15 protein-coding genes are annotated in these 15,100 nt (G+C 65.5%); all 15 read left to right on the forward strand.

Going from position 1 to position 15,100, the window contains the following annotated elements:
- Position 1 precedes the first annotated feature (1 nt).
- The 15 genes from pilW to DBV14_RS22295 all read left to right on the forward strand — a co-directional run bounded on the left by pilW (position 2) and on the right by DBV14_RS22295 (position 14,984).
- A complete protein-coding gene (gene pilW, locus DBV14_RS22225) occupies positions 2-859 on the forward strand; it encodes a type IV pilus biogenesis/stability protein PilW (protein WP_124462145.1) in 858 nt (285 codons plus the stop codon).
- The gene (locus DBV14_RS22230) at positions 852-1,823 is read left to right on the forward strand and encodes a helix-turn-helix domain-containing protein (protein ID WP_124462147.1); all 972 of its coding nucleotides are present in this window, start codon (positions 852-854) and stop codon (positions 1,821-1,823) included. The genes pilW and DBV14_RS22230 overlap by 8 nt, the downstream gene beginning before the upstream one ends.
- Positions 1,820-3,106 (forward strand): flavodoxin-dependent (E)-4-hydroxy-3-methylbut-2-enyl-diphosphate synthase, encoded by a 1,287-nt coding sequence (gene ispG, locus DBV14_RS22235; protein ID WP_124462149.1) that lies wholly within the window; start codon positions 1,820-1,822, stop codon positions 3,104-3,106. The genes DBV14_RS22230 and ispG overlap by 4 nt, the downstream gene beginning before the upstream one ends.
- Before the next feature lie 17 nt (positions 3,107-3,123).
- Positions 3,124-4,434: a histidine--tRNA ligase gene (gene hisS / locus DBV14_RS22240; RefSeq protein WP_124462151.1), complete on the forward strand. Its 1,311-nt coding sequence runs from the start codon at positions 3,124-3,126 to the stop codon at positions 4,432-4,434.
- Between the two features lie 6 nt (positions 4,435-4,440).
- Positions 4,441-5,133: a tetratricopeptide repeat protein gene (locus DBV14_RS22245; protein ID WP_124462153.1), complete on the forward strand. Its 693-nt coding sequence runs from the start codon at positions 4,441-4,443 to the stop codon at positions 5,131-5,133.
- Positions 5,134-5,140: 7 nt separating this feature from the next.
- On the forward strand, positions 5,141-6,283 hold the full coding sequence (gene bamB / locus DBV14_RS22250; protein ID WP_124462154.1) for an outer membrane protein assembly factor BamB: 1,143 nt from the start codon (positions 5,141-5,143) through the stop codon (positions 6,281-6,283).
- Positions 6,284-6,343: 60 nt separating this feature from the next.
- Positions 6,344-7,687 carry a ribosome biogenesis GTPase Der gene (der, locus tag DBV14_RS22255; RefSeq protein ID WP_124462156.1) on the forward strand — a complete coding sequence of 448 codons (1,344 nt, stop codon included), beginning with the start codon at positions 6,344-6,346 and terminating at the stop codon, positions 7,685-7,687.
- Positions 7,688-7,852: 165 nt separating this feature from the next.
- On the forward strand, positions 7,853-8,098 hold the full coding sequence (gene hfq / locus DBV14_RS22260; RefSeq protein ID WP_012747311.1) for an RNA chaperone Hfq: 246 nt from the start codon (positions 7,853-7,855) through the stop codon (positions 8,096-8,098).
- A 54-nt stretch (positions 8,099-8,152) separates the two neighbouring features.
- Positions 8,153-9,322, forward strand: coding sequence for a GTPase HflX (gene hflX / locus DBV14_RS22265; RefSeq protein ID WP_124462157.1), 1,170 nt, complete (start codon positions 8,153-8,155; stop codon positions 9,320-9,322).
- Between the two features lie 74 nt (positions 9,323-9,396).
- Entirely contained in the window at positions 9,397-10,764 is a 1,368-nt protein-coding gene (gene hflK, locus DBV14_RS22270) for an FtsH protease activity modulator HflK (RefSeq protein WP_124462159.1), read from the forward strand.
- A 17-nt stretch (positions 10,765-10,781) separates the two neighbouring features.
- Positions 10,782-11,681: a protease modulator HflC gene (gene hflC / locus DBV14_RS22275; protein ID WP_124462161.1), complete on the forward strand. Its 900-nt coding sequence runs from the start codon at positions 10,782-10,784 to the stop codon at positions 11,679-11,681.
- Positions 11,682-11,694: 13 nt separating this feature from the next.
- Positions 11,695-11,883, forward strand: a complete 189-nt coding sequence (locus tag DBV14_RS22280; protein WP_124462163.1) for a DUF2065 domain-containing protein — start codon at positions 11,695-11,697, stop codon at positions 11,881-11,883.
- A gap of 43 nt (positions 11,884-11,926) precedes the next feature.
- Positions 11,927-13,087 (forward strand): ATP phosphoribosyltransferase regulatory subunit, encoded by a 1,161-nt coding sequence (locus DBV14_RS22285; RefSeq protein ID WP_124462165.1) that lies wholly within the window; start codon positions 11,927-11,929, stop codon positions 13,085-13,087.
- A 23-nt stretch (positions 13,088-13,110) separates the two neighbouring features.
- Positions 13,111-14,442: an adenylosuccinate synthase gene (locus tag DBV14_RS22290; protein WP_124462167.1), complete on the forward strand. Its 1,332-nt coding sequence runs from the start codon at positions 13,111-13,113 to the stop codon at positions 14,440-14,442.
- A gap of 17 nt (positions 14,443-14,459) precedes the next feature.
- A complete protein-coding gene (locus DBV14_RS22295; RefSeq protein ID WP_124462170.1) occupies positions 14,460-14,984 on the forward strand; it encodes a phosphoribosyltransferase in 525 nt (174 codons plus the stop codon).
- The last annotated feature ends 116 nt before the right edge of the window (positions 14,985-15,100 follow it).

Genomic DNA, 15,100 nt, shown 5'->3' on the forward strand with positions numbered 1-15,100 from the left:
AATGAGCATGGCCTTTTCGATGACGACCGCAAGCGCGCAGCGAATGCTGGCCGCGAGCCTTGCCGGCGTCGCCGTGGTGTTTTTGCTCGCCGGTTGCGTCAACACGCGCACCACCAGCACCAGCCTGGCCGATAGCAGCAACTCGGGCAGAGGGCCCGAAATGGTGACCGAGTCCGACGAGACCAACCGCCAGCGCCGTGCGCGCCTGCGCATGGAACTCGCCTCGGGCTATTTCGAGCAAGGCCAGACCACCATCGCGCTCGACGAGATCAAGCAGGCGCTGGTGGCCGACCCGAACTACGCCGACGCCTACAACCTGCGCGGCCTGGTCTACATGCGGCTCGACGACCCCGGCATGGCCGAGGACAGTTTCCGCCGCGCCGTGGCCATCAACCCGCGTGACGCCAACACCCGCCACAACTACGGCTGGCTGCTGTGCCAGCAGAACCGTTATGGCGACGCTGCGCAGCAGTTCGCCGAGGCGCTTGCCATTCCCAGCTACACCGACCGCGCCAAGACGTTGATGACGCAGGGCGTGTGCGAGCTCAAGGCCGGCCTGCGCCCGCAAGCGGAGCGCAGCCTGATGCAGGCCTACGAGATCGATGCCGGCAACCCGGTGGTCGGCTTCAACCTGGCCTCGGTGCTGGCGCAGCGCGAAGAATGGTCGCGCGCGCAGTTCTACATCCGCCGCGTCAACAACAGCCCCTCGGCCAGTGCGGAGACGCTCTGGCTCGGCATCAAGATCGAACGGAAGCTCAACAACCGCGAGGCCGTCGCGCAGTTGGGAGGCCAACTTCAGCGACGTTTCCCCCAGTCGCGGGAGGCATCAGCGTACGAGCGCGGGAATTTCAATGACTGATCGGGTTTCGGAGTTCGGCACTTCCGCGGCGCAGCCGCTCGAGGAAGGCGACATCACGCAAAAGACGGCTGGCGACATGCTTCGCGAGGCCCGCGAGGCCCACGGCCTGCACATCGAGATGGTGGCGGCGGCGCTGAAGGTGCCGCCGCAAAAGCTCATGGCGCTCGAGGCGGACGACATCGCCTCGCTGCCCGATCCGGTTTTTGCCCGCGCGCTGGCCAGCAGCGTCTGTCGCGCACTGCGCATCGATCCCGCGCCGGTGTTGGCGAAGCTGCCCAGCACGCAGAAGGTGTCTTTGGCCGTGGCCGATCGCACCATCAAGACGAACATCAGCTCGGGCACGCCGCGCTGGAACAACAACGGCCGTGCCAGCGGGCTGCCATCGCGCGCGCTGCTGACGGTCGTGGTGCTGCTGCTGGTCGGCGCGGGTGCGCTGTTCTGGCTGCCCCAGTCGGTCTTCGACCAGATCGGTGCTTCTGTTTCGCGCCTCACCGCGCGCAGCGAGGCGGAGCCGGCTCCGGCTACCGATCCAGCTGCTGCGAATGGCCAGCCTTCGGGCGCAACGGGCGTGGTTGCGGAAACCGTTCCCGCGCAAGCCGTGGCGCCGAGCGGACCCGTCGCTGGCAATGCAACCGTGGCCAGTGCCGGTTCGGCCGTTGCCCCCGCACCCGTGGTCGCCGCCACTACTGCTGCCGTACCTGCGGCCGCTGCCGAAAGCAGCAGCCAGCAACTCGTTTTTGTCGCACGCGAAGAGTGCTGGATCACCGTGACCGAAGCCGGTGGCAAGCAGTTGCTGCGCCGCAGCCTGAAGGCCGGCGAAACCGTCGGGCTGTCGGGTGCGCTGCCGCTGTCCGTCGTGGTCGGGCGTGCTTCGGCCGTCGATGTGCAGGTGCGCGGAAAAGCCTACGATCTGAAGCCTGTCACCCGTGGTGGTGGCGTGGCCCGCTTCGAGGTGACATCGTGACCAATCCCGTAGATTGCACTCCGCAACCCATTGAATCGGCCGCCCCCAAGGCGCGCCGTTCGCGCCAGGCCAGCGTGGTCTGGGGCCCGCGCATCGTGACGGTGGGCGGCGACGCACCGGTGCGCGTGCAGTCGATGACCAACACCGACACGGTCGACGCCATCGGCACGGCCATCCAGATCAAGGAGCTCGCCATCGCGGGTTCCGAAATGGTCCGCATCACGGTCAATACGCCGGAAGCGGCGGCCCAGGTGCCGTACATCCGCGAGCAGCTCGATCGCATGGGCATCGACGTGCCGCTGATCGGCGACTTCCACTACAACGGCCACCGCCTGCTGACCGACTATCCGGCCTGCGCCGAGGCGCTGAGCAAGTACCGCATCAACCCCGGCAACGTGGGCAAGGGCGACAAGCACGACCGCCAGTTCGGCCAGATGATCGACGCCGCCATGCGCTGGAACAAGCCGGTGCGCATCGGCGTGAACTGGGGCAGCCTCGACCAGGAACTGCTCGCCAGCCTGATGGACATCAACAGCCAGCGCGCCGAGCCTTGGGATGCCAAGCAGGTCATGTACGAGGCGCTGATCACCTCGGCCATCGAGTCCGCCAGGCTGGCTGAATCGATGGGCATGGCCGGCAACCAGGTCATCCTGTCGTGCAAGGTGAGCGGTGTGCAAGACCTGATCTCGGTCTACCGCGAGCTGGCAAAGCGCTGCGACTATCCGCTGCACCTGGGCCTGACCGAAGCCGGCATGGGCACCAAGGGCACGGTGGCCTCGGCCACGGCGCTGTCGATCCTGCTGCAAGAGGGCATCGGCGACACGATTCGCGTGTCGCTCACGCCGCAGCCGGGTGAATCGCGCACGCAGGAAGTGGTGATCGCTTCCGAGATTCTCCAGGCCCTGGGCCTGCGCATTTTCGTGCCGAGCGTTACTGCCTGCCCCGGCTGCGGCCGCACCACCAGCACCACGTTCCAGGAACTGGCCAAGCAGATCGACGACTACCTGCGCATGCAGATGCCGGTCTGGCGCAAGAAATATCCGGGCGTTGAGACGATGAAGGTGGCCGTCATGGGCTGCATCGTCAACGGCCCCGGCGAGAGCAAGCATGCCGACATCGGCATCAGCCTGCCCGGCACCGGCGAGGCGCCTGCCGCGCCGGTCTTCATCGACGGCGAAAAAGCGCTCACTTTGCGCGGTGACAATATCGCCAACGAGTTCCACCAACTCGTCGAAACCTACATCGAAAAGCGCTTCGGCGGCGAGCACGCCGCCCTGGCCTGACACCTCCGGCAGGATCCATGGCTGAAAAATTGAATGCCGTCAAAGGCATGAACGACATATTGCCGCCCGAATCGGCGCGCTGGGAGTGGCTCGAGGCCACCGTGCGCGACCTGATGGGGCGCTATGCGTACCGCAACGTCCGCACGCCGATCCTGGAGCACACGGCGCTGTTCGTGCGCGGCATCGGCGAAGTGACGGACATCGTCGAGAAGGAGATGTACTCCTTTCATGACCGCTCCGACAAGTATGGCGACAACGATCACCTGACGCTGCGGCCCGAGAACACTGCTGGCTTGGTGCGCGCGGTGATCGAGCACAACATGCTTTACGACGGGGGCAAACGCCTCTGGTACATCGGTCCGATGTTCCGGCGAGAGAAGCCCCAGCGGGGGCGCTTCCGCCAGTTCCACCAGATCGGCGCCGAGGCGCTCGGCTTTGCCGGCCCCGATGTCGATGCCGAGTTGATCCTGCTTGCCAACGCGCTCTGGAAGCGCATCGGCTTGACCGACGTCCGCCTCGAACTCAACAGCCTGGGTCAACCGGCCGAGCGGGCGCAACACCGCGCCCAGCTCATTGCGCACTTCGAGAAACACGCCGACAAGCTCGACGACGACGGCAAGCGCCGCCTGCACAGCAATCCGCTGCGCATCCTCGACACCAAGAATCCGGCGATGAAGGAAGTCGTCGAATCGGCGCCGAAGCTGATCGACTTTCTCGGCGCCGAATCGCTTGCGCACTTCGACGGCCTCAAGGCCATCCTCGATGCCAACGGCGTGGCCTACACCATCAATCCGCGGCTGGTGCGTGGGCTCGATTACTACAACCTCAGTGTGTTCGAGTTCGTGACGGATCGCCTTGGTTCTCAAGGCACCGTGTGCGCAGGTGGCCGCTATGACGACCTGATCGTGCAGATCGGCGGCAAGCCTGCTCCCGCCGTGGGCTGGGCCATGGGTGTGGAGCGTGTGCTCGACCTGATGAAAGAGCAGGGCACCCACATTCCCTTGCCCGTGCCCGACGTCTATGCGGTCGTACCCGATGCCGCCGCCATGCCCGTGGTGCTGCGCACGCTGCAGCAGTTGCGCGAGGCTGGCGTTCGCGTGCAGATGCATGCAGCCACGGTCGACGGCCTTGGCAGCTTCAAGTCGCAGTTCAAGCGGGCCGACAACAGCGGCGCCACCTACGCCCTCATCTTCGGTGCCGATGAACTTGCGCGCGGCGAAGTGACTCTCAAGGCGCTGCGCGACGGAAGTGGCGCGCAAACTTCCCGAACGCTTGCTGAAGTGGCCACCTGGGCCACCACCCTACAATCGCCGGCTCCCAACATCTGACAGCGCATGGCAACCCATCTCGACCTCGAAGAACAGGAACAGCTCGACCAGCTCAAGCATTTCTGGAATACCTACGGCACCCTGATCACCTGGGTCGTGCTGCTTGCCGCCGGCGCCTTCGTGGCCTGGAACGGCTGGCAATACTTCCAGCGCAACAAGGCTGCTCAAGCCGCGGCGCTCTACGACGAGGTCGAGCGCAGCACGCAGTCCGGCGACGTCGAGCGCATCCAGCGCGTGCTGGGCGACATGAAGGAGCGCTTTGCCGGCACCACCTACGCGCAACAGGCTGGCCTGCTGGTCGCCAAGACGTTGTACGAAAAGGGCAAGGTCGAAGAATCGCGCGCAGCGCTGGGCTGGGTGGCGCAGAGCGCCATCGACCCGGGCTACCAGGCCATTGCCAAGCTGCGTCTCGCCGCCGAGCTGCTCGACAGCAAGTCGTACGACGAAGCCTTGAAGCAACTCGACGGCAAGGTGCCCAAGGAATTCGAACCGCTGGTGGCCGATCGCAAGGGCGACATCTACCTGGCACAAGGCAAGCGCGACGAAGCCCAGGCCGAGTACCGCAAGGCCTGGACCGGCCTTGGCGCCACTTCCGACTATCGCCGCCTGATCGAGATCAAGCTCAACGCGGTCGGCGTCGACCCGAAGAGCCTGGCCCCCGTCGTCACCGTCACTCCCGCAGCCCCCAAAACTCCCTGACCGCATCATGAATTTCAAGCGTCTCATGCCTGAATCCACCGCCCTGCGTGCGGGATCAGCTATTGTTTTGGTAGCGCTCCTGGCTGCCTGCTCGGGCACCAGCAAGCCGAAGCCGGCCGAGCTTCCCGCCAACCCGTCCCTGATCGGGGTGCGCCAGGCCTGGACGGTGAAGATTCCCTCGGTCAGCTTCCCGCTCACCACCGACGTCAGCGGCGACACGGTGACCGTGGCAGGCAGCGACGGCACCGTGGTCGCCATCGACGCTCGCGCCGGTCGTGAAACCTGGCGCGCCAGCGTCGGCGCCACGCTGGCTGCCGGTGTCGGCAGCGACGGCTCGATGGCCGCGGTGGTCACCACCAACAACGAACTGGTCGCCATCGAAGGCGGCAAGGTCCTGTGGAAGCAGAAGCTGTCGGCCCAGGCCTTCACCGCACCTCTGGTCGCTGGCCGCCGCGTGTTCGTGCAGACCGCCGACCGCAGCATCAGCGCCTGGGACGGCCAAAGCGGCCGCCGCCTCTGGATCCAGCAGCGCCCCGGTGAAAATCTCGTGCTGCGCAAGTCGGGCGTGCTGATCGCCGTGGGCGACACGCTGGTGGCCGGCATCGGCGGCCGCCTAGTGGGCATCAACCCGGGCAACGGCACCTCGCGCTGGGAATCGCCCATCGCGGCACCGCGCGGCACCAACGACGTGGAGCGCCTGGTCGACCTGACCGGCAGCGTGAGCCGCGTCGGTGACTCGGTCTGCGCGCGGGCGTACTACGCCAACGTCGGCTGTGTCGAAACCCAGCGCGGTACGCTGGTGTGGAGCAAGCCGGCCGTGGGCGCCGATGGCGTCAGCGGCAACGAGAGCTTCGTCTACGGCACCGAGACCGATGGCAGCGTCGTGGCTTGGCGCCGTGCCGATGGCGAGCGCGCCTGGGCATCGACCCGCTTCAAGAACCGCGAACTGACCGCGCCGCTGGCGGTGGGCCGCTCGCTCGTCATTGGCGAGGACACCGGTTCCCTGCATTTCGTTTCTCGCGAAGACGGCGCGCTGCTCAATCGCGTCACGCCCGATGGCTCGGCCATCACCGTCGCGCCGGTCATGGCCGGCAACACGGTCGTGGTCGTGACTGCCAAGGGTGGCGTGTTTGGCTATCGCCCTGAATAATTTCTTCTTTTCCCACTCTCAAGGCCCGACCATGAAAACCGCGCCATCGAAAGGCCGGCCATGAAGCCGGTCGTGGCCCTGGTCGGCCGTCCCAACGTCGGCAAGTCGACGCTGTTCAACCGCCTGACCCAGACGCGCGACGCCATCGTCGCCGACTTCGCCGGACTCACGCGCGACCGCCATTACGGCAATGGCCGCCTGGGCAAACACGAGTTCATCGTGATCGACACCGGCGGCTTCGAGCCTGATGCCGGCAGCGGCATCTACAAGGAAATGGCCAAGCAGACGCGGCAGGCCGTGGCCGAGGCCGATGTGGTGATCTTCGTGGTCGATGCCCGCGAAGGCCTCTCGGCGCAAGACCACGACATTGCCAACGAACTGCGCCGGCTGGGCAAGCCCTGCGTGCTGGCGGCCAACAAGGCCGAGGGCATGCACGACGGCACCAAGCTGGTGGATTTCTACGAGCTTGGTTTCGGCGATGTGCATGGCGTGTCCGCCGCGCACGGGCAGGGCATGCGCGATCTGGTCGAGTTGGCACTGGCGCCCCTGAACCTGCCCGATCCCGACGACGAGGCGGACGAGGACGACGTCAACAAGCCGATCAAGCTGGCGGTGGCGGGGCGGCCCAACGTGGGCAAGTCGACGCTCATCAATACCTGGCTCGGCGAAGAGCGCCTGGTGGCCTTCGACATGCCCGGGACGACGCGCGATGCGATCTCGGTGCCTTTCGAGCGCAACGGCCAGCGCTTCGAGCTGATCGACACCGCCGGCCTGCGCCGCAAGGGCAAGGTCTTCGAGGCGATCGAGAAGTTCTCGGTGGTCAAGACACTGCAGGCCATCGAATCGGCGAACGTTGTGCTGCTGCTGCTCGACGCCACGCAGGGCGTGACCGACCAGGACGCCCACATTGCGGGCTACATCCTCGAAAGCGGCCGCGCGGTGGTGATCGCCATCAACAAGTGGGACGCGGTCGACAGCTATCAGCGCGAGCAGATCCAGCGGCAGATCGAAACCCGGCTGCCTTTCCTGAAATTCGCGGCGCTGCATTTCATCTCGGCCATCAAGCGCCAGGGCCTTGGCCCGGTGTGGCAGGCCATTGCGCAGGCCCACAAGTCGGCCACGCGCAAGATGTCGACTCCGGTGCTGACCCGCTTGCTGCTGGAGGCGGTGCAATTCCAGGCGCCCAAGCGCGGAGGCATGTTCCGTCCCAAGCTGCGCTATGCGCACCAGGGTGGCATGAATCCCCCAGTGATCATCATCCACGGCAATTCGCTGGAGCACGTGACAGAGGCGTACAAGCGCTTTCTGGAAGGCCGTTTCCGCAAGGAGTTCGACCTGGTCGGAACGCCCCTGCGAATCCAGTTCAAGAGCTCCTCCAACCCGTTTGTCGACAAGGACGACTGAGCGGGGCTTGGCCGCCGATGGCGGCCGATGAGTTGCAGCAAGACCGGAAGTTCCGTCTTTTGAGAACCGTTATTTTCTCAAGGCTTTTGACCCCGATTGCTGCAGCGCAGAAACCCTGTGTTAAGGTCATCTCTCCAACAACTACTCTTGAACACGGAGAATATCGTGAGCAATAAAGGGCAACTTCTGCAAGATCCGTTTCTGAACACCTTGCGTCGTGAGCATGTGCCGGTTTCCATTTATTTGGTGAACGGCATCAAGCTGCAGGGCCAGATCGAGTCTTTTGACCAATACGTCGTATTGCTCCGCAATACAGTGACGCAAATGGTCTACAAGCACGCCATTTCCACCATCGTGCCGGGTCGTGCCGTCAACTTCTCGGCTGCCGAGAACGACGACGCCGCAGCCTGATCGCGCGGAGCGCGGCAGCTTGCTGCCGCGCTTTTTCCCTATTCCGATCCCCGCTTGTCTGAACTGATCCCCCGCCAGGAAGGCGCCGCCGTTCTCGTCGGCGTTGATTTCGGGCTGCCCCATTTCGACAGCGAACTCGAGGAACTCGGCCTGCTTGCGCAGACCGCGGGCCTGACGCCTGTCGCCCGTCTTGCGTGCAAACGCAAGGCGCCCGATGCAGCATTGTTCGTTGGCAGCGGCAAAGCCGAAGAAATCAAGGAACTGGCCGCCATGCACAGGGCGAGCGAGGTCATCTTCGACCAGTCCCTGAGCCCCGCGCAGCAGCGCAACCTCGAGCGCCAGCTCGATGTCGCGGTGTACGACCGCACCTTCCTCATTCTCGAAATCTTCGCCCAGCGCGCCCGTTCGCACGAAGGCAAGCTGCAGGTGGAGCTTGCTCGCCTGCAGTACCTCAGCACGCGGCTGGTTCGCCGCTGGTCCCACCTGGAGCGCCAGACCGGCGGTGCGGGTGTGCGCGGCGGCCCGGGCGAAAAGCAGATCGAGCTCGACCGCCGGATGATCAACGAGTCGATCAAGCGCACGCGGGAGCGTCTGGCCAAAGTGCAAAAGCAGCGTGGCACGCAACGCCGGCAGCGCGAGCGCCGCGAGACCTTCAACATCTCGCTGGTCGGCTACACCAATGCGGGCAAGTCGTCGCTGTTCAATGCACTGGTCAAAGCCCGCGCCTATGCGGCCGACCAGCTGTTCGCCACGCTTGACACCACCACGCGCAACCTCTATCTGGGCGATGCGCGCCGCCAGGTGTCGATCTCCGACACCGTGGGCTTCATCCGCGACCTGCCGCACGGCCTGGTCGACGCGTTCAAGGCCACGCTGCAAGAGGCGGTGGATGCAGACCTTTTGCTGCATGTCATCGACGCCTCCAACCCGCATTACCCCGAGCAGATGGCCGAGGTGCAGTCGGTCCTGCGCGACATCGGCGCCGAGGCCGTGCCGCAACTGTTGATCTTCAACAAGCTCGATGCCCTTGAAAGCGCGCAACATCCGCTGCATCTGCAGGACGAGATGGAAATCGAAGGCGTGCAGGTCCCCCGCATCTTCCTCAGCGCCAAGAGCGGCGAGGGCGTGCCACTGCTGCGCGCCGAGCTCGCCCGGCAATCGGGCTCCGTAGCCGATACGATGACCCCTGAGGCAGACGCTGAATTGCACGATGCCGGCAATTGATTGGGCACAATCCCGCCACTGACAAGAGAACGAAGCGAATGAATTCAAAGCCAGCGCGGAGTGGGTTTTTAGGCATGTTCAATCTGAACGATGGCCGATGGGGGCGCGGCGACGAGCCGTCCTCCAACGGCGACCGTCCAGCCGGCAACCGCCCCCCCGATGCCAATCCTCCCGGCGCACCGACGCCCCCGCCCTCGGGCAACAACAACGGTGACCGCCCCCGCGGCCAGGGCCCCAACCAGGGCCCGCCCGACCTCGACGAACTCTGGCGCGACCTCAATCGCAAGCTCGGCGGTTTCTTCGGTGGCGGCAAGGGCGGCGGCAACCGCCCCAATGGCGGCAACAGCGGTGGTGGCGGCAATGGCTTCAAGCCCGACATGAAGAACGCAGGTTTCGGCCTCGGCCTCGTGCTGGCCGTGGCGGTGCTCATCTGGCTCGGTACCGGCTTCTTCATCGTGAACGAAGGCCAGCAGGCCGTGGTGACCCAGTTCGGCCGCTATAAGTCCACCGTGAACGCCGGCTTCAACTGGCGCCTGCCGTACCCGATCCAGCGCCACGAAGTGGTGGTGACCACGCAGATCCGCTCCACCGACGTGGGCCGTGACGCCATCGTGCGTTCCACCGGCCTGCGCGAATCGGCCATGCTGACCGAAGACGAGAACATCGTCGAAATCAAGTTCGCCGTGCAGTACCGCCTGAGCGACGCGCGCGCCTGGCTCTACGAGAGCAAGTCGCCGGCCGAGACCATCGTGCAGGTGGCTGAAAGCTCCGTGCGCGAAGTGGTCGGCAAGATGAAGATGGACGCGGCGCTCGCCGAAGAGCGCGACCAGATCGCACCCCGCGTGCGCGCCCTGATGCAGACTATCCTCGACCGCTACAAGGTCGGTGTCGAAGTCGTCGGCATCAACTTGCAGCAGGGCGGCGTGCGTCCGCCCGAGCAGGTGCAGGCCGCATTCGACGATGTGCTCAAGGCCGGCCAGGAGCGCGAGCGCGCCAAGAACGACGCGCAGGCCTACGCCAACAACGTGGTGCCGCTCGCTACCGGTACGTCTTCGCGCCTGAAGGAAGAATCCGAAGCCTACAAGGCGCGGATCGTGGCGCAGGCACAAGGTGATGCCGGCCGCTTCAGCGCCGTGCTGACCGAGTACCAGAAGGCACCGCAAGTAACCCGCGACCGCATGTACACCGACGCCATGCAGCAGATCTACGCCAGCACCACGAAGGTCCTGGTCGACAGCAAGCAGGGCTCCAACCTGCTGTACCTGCCGCTCGACAAGCTGATGCAGATGAGCGGCAACAGCGCGGCGGCAACGCCCGTCGATGCGGCCAGCCCCAGTGTGGCCGGCACCGCGCCAAGCCAGTCCTCGGTGATCCCGGTGGCGCCGGTGACGGGCGACGTGCGCGCCCGCGACGGCCGCTCGCGTGACCGCGACGTGCGTTGAAAAAGGCCTAGAAGAACATGAACAGAATCGGATTCATCGCCTCGTCGATCCTCGTCTTGCTCGTGCTGCTGAGCTCGACCCTCTTCGTGGTCGACCAGCGCCAGTTCGGCGTGGTCTACGCCCTCGGCCAGATCAAGCAGGTCATTACCGAGCCCGGCCTCAACTTCAAGTTGCCGCCGCCGTTCCAGAACGTGTCGTACATCGACAAGCGCCTCTTGACGCTGTCGAGCCTCGACACCGAACCCATGCTCACCGCTGAAAAGCAGCGCGTGGTGATCGACTGGTACGTGCGCTGGCGCATTTCCGACCCGCAGGCCTACATCCGCAACGTCGGCCTCGACGAAAACGCGGGTGCCATGCAGCTGAACCGCGTGGTGCGCAATGCGTTCCAGGAAAACATCAACAAGCGCACCGTGCGCGACCTGATCTCCGTGCGCCGTGAAGCCCTCATGGCCGACGTGCAGCGCGAAGTGCTGGCCGTCGTGAAGGGCGCCAAGCCCTGGGGTGTGGATGTCGTCGACGTGCGCATCACCCGTGTCGACTACGTGGAAGCCATTACCGAATCGGTCTACCGCCGCATGGAAGCCGAGCGCAAGCGCGTGGCCAACGAGCTGCGTTCGACCGGTACGGCCGAAGGCGAAAAGATCCGCGCCGACGCCGACCGCCAGCGCGAAGTGATTGTGGCGAACGCCTACCGCGACGCCCAGAAGATCAAGGGCGAGGGCGATGCCCAGGCCGCATCGGCCTACAGCGAAGCTTTTGGCCGCGACCCGCAGTTCGCCCAGTTCTATCGCAGCCTCGAAGCCTACAAGCAGAGCTTCAACAAGAAGAGCGACGTGCTGGTTCTCGACCCGTCGTCGGACTTCTTCCGGGCCATGCAGGGCTCGGGATCGGCCACCAGCGCACCTCGCCGCTGATTCGTTCGGAGCCGTGAGCGCCGACACTTTCTGGAGCGCGCTGGCGCTCGTCCTGGTGATCGAAGGCATCCTGCCTTTCTTGTCGCCAGGAGGGTGGCGGCGCGGCTTCGGGCAGCTCATGCAGCTGCGCGACGGCCAGCTTCGTTTCTTTGGACTTTGCAGCATCCTGCTGGGTTTGGCACTCCTTTGGGTCTTGGGGTAGCGCGGCCCGGTAGAATCCCGGTTTAACCACGCCCCCGATCCCCATGTCCGCCTGGGTCCTCCCGGATCACATTGCCGATGTGCTGCCCTCCGAGGCGCGCCACATCGAAGAACTTCGACGCCAGCTGCTCGATACCGCCCGTGGCTATGGCTACGAGCTGGTGATGCCGCCGCTGCTCGAGCACCTGGAGTCGTTGCTTTCGGGCACCGGCGAGGCGCTCGACCTCCAAACCTTCAAGCTCGTCGACCAGCTCTCCGGCCGCAGCATGGGCCTTCGTGCCGACACCACCCCCCAGGTGGCGCGCATCGATGCACACCTGCTGAACCGCGATGGCGTGGCCCGCCTGTGCTACTGCGGCCCGGTGCTCCATACCCGGCCCGACCGGCCGCATGCCACCCGCGAACCGCTCCAGTTCGGCGCCGAGATCTATGGCCACGCCGGCCTCGAAGCCGACACAGAAACCCTGCTGCTGGCGCTCGACTGCCTCGACGCCGCCGGCCTGCGCGAAGGCGTCATCGTCGACCTGGCCGATGCCCGCATCGTGCGTGCGCTGTTCGCCGGCGTGCCGGTCGATGCCGCAACGCTGGCCCGTGTGCATGCTGCGCTGGCCGCCAAGGATGCGAGCGAGCTGCAGTCGCTCACCAAGGATTTCCCCGCCGCCTCGCGCGACGGGCTGCGTGCGCTGATCCAGCTGTACGGCGATGTGTCGGTGCTCGACGAGGCCGCCAGGGCCCTGAAGGGCACGCCCGCCGTGGGCGCCGCGCTGGCCGACCTGAAGCAGCTGGCCGCGGGCCTGAGCGGCACGGCCGGCCGCCAGATCAGCTTCGACCTGGCCGACCTGCGCGGCTACGCCTACTACAGCGGCATGCGCTTCGGCATCTATGTGCCGGGCGCCGCCGATTCGCTGGTGCGCGGCGGCCGTTATGACGAAGTTGGCGCCGTGTTCGGCCGCAACCGTCCGGCCGTCGGCTTCAGCCTGGACGTGCGCGAATTGGTCGGCGTGCTGCCGGCCCGCCCGCTGCGCGCCGCCATCCGCGCGCCCTGGAGCGACGCGGCAGGCCTGCGCCAGGCCATTGCCCAATTGCGCAAGGCCGGTGAAACGGTTGTCTGCGTGCTGCCGGGTCACGGCAGCGAAATCGATGAATTCCATTGCGACCGCGAGCTCGTCGAGCAGGCCGGCCAGTGGAATGTCCGAGCGATCTGAATTTTTGAAGTAATGGAACGAGCATGAGCGTAACCACCGGAAGAAACGTGGTCGTCGTCGGTACCCAGTGGGGCGACGAAGGCAAAGGCAAGCTGGTCGACTGGCTGACGGAAAGCGCCCAGGGCGTGGTCCGTTTCCAGGGCGGCCACAACGCGGGCCACACGCTGGTCATCAACGGCGTCAAAACCGCGTTGCACCTGATCCCGAGCGGCATCATGCGGCCCGGCGTCAAGTGCTACATCGGCAACGGCGTGGTGCTGTCCGCCGCCAAGCTGTTCGAGGAAATCGAAGGGCTGGAGAAGGCCGGCGTCGAAGTGCGTTCGCGCCTGCGCATCAGCGAGGCCTGCCCGCTGATCCTGCCGTTCCACGCCGCGCTCGACATCGCGCGCGAGGCCTACCGCGAAAAGGGCGGTATCGAGAAGATCGGCACCACCGGCCGCGGCATCGGTCCGGCTTACGAAGACAAGATCGCCCGCCGCGCGCTGCGCGTGCAGGACCTGAAGCACCCCGACCGTTTCGCCGCCAAGCTGCGCGTGCTGCTCGACCTGCACAACCACGTGCTGACGCAAGTGCTGAACGCGCCCGCCATCGACTTCGACACGGTGTTCGACGAGGCCATGCGCCACGCCGTGCTGCTCAAGCCGATGATGGCCGATGTGTCGCGCGAGCTGAACGACGCCCACAAGGCCGGCGCGAACCTGCTGTTCGAAGGCGCGCAGGGCACGCTGCTCGACGTCGACCACGGCACCTACCCGTACGTCACGTCGAGCAACTGCGTGGCCGGCAATGCCGCCGCCGGTTCGGGCGTGGGCCCGGGCATGCTGCACTACATCCTGGGCATCACCAAGGCGTACTGCACACGCGTCGGTGGCGGTCCGTTCCCGACCGAACTCGACTGGGCCACGCCCGGCACCCCTGGCTATCACATGAGCACCGTGGGTGCCGAAAAGGGCGTGACCACCGGCCGCAGCCGCCGTTGCGGCTGGTTCGACGCCGCGCTGCTCAAGCGCTCGGCGCAGGTCAATGGCCTGTCGGGCCTGTGCATCACCAAGCTCGACGTGCTGGACGGCCTCGAAAAGCTCGAGCTGTGCACCGGCTACGAGCTCGATGGCGAAGTCACCGACATCCTGCCGATGGGCGCGGATGAAATCGAGCGCTGCACGCCGATCTACGAAACCCTCGAAGGCTGGACCGAAAGCACCGTGGGCGTGACGCAATACGACAAGCTGCCGATCAACGCGCGGCTGTACCTGCAACGCATCGAGCAGGTCACCGGTGTGCCGATCCACATGGTTTCCACGAGCCCGGATCGCGATCACACGATCATGATGCGCCACCCCTACCTCGCCGACTGAACAGGAACAAAAGACCCATGTTGACCGAAGACGGCAAACATCTCTACGTCAGCTACGACGAGTACAACAACCTGATCGAGAAGCTCGCGATCAAGGTGCACCAGTCGGGCTGGGAGTTCGACACCATCCTGTGCCTGGCACGCGGTGGCATGCGCCCCGGCGATGTGCTTTCGCGCATCTTCGACAAGCCGCTGGCGATCATGTCGACGAGCTCGTACCGCGCCGACGCCGGCACGGTGCAGGGCCACCTGGACATCGCGCGCTTCATCACAACGCCCAAGGGCGAGATCGCCGGCAGGGTGCTGCTGGTGGACGACCTGGCCGATTCTGGCCACACGCTGCACGCGGTGATGGACATGCTGCGCAACAACTACAAGCCAATCACGGAGCTGCGCAGCGCGGTGATCTGGACGAAGGCGTTGTCGACGTTCACGCCGGACTACTCGGTCGAGTTCCTGGCAACGAACCCCTGGATTCACCAGCCCTTCGAGGGCTACGACTCGCTCGGCGCTGAAAAGCTGCTCGAGAAGTGGTCGGTCTGATTCGGTTCCGAGCCGGCAGCAATTGCCGGCTTTTTTTGCGCTGTATCGGCTCTCGTTGAGCCGTCGCGCTGCGGGGCCTTCTTGGCGCTGCTGTTTTGGAGCGGGGTCATTCGGGG

The organism is Variovorax sp. KBW07, from assembly GCF_003852515.1.
Lineage (GTDB): Bacteria > Pseudomonadota > Gammaproteobacteria > Burkholderiales > Burkholderiaceae_C > Variovorax.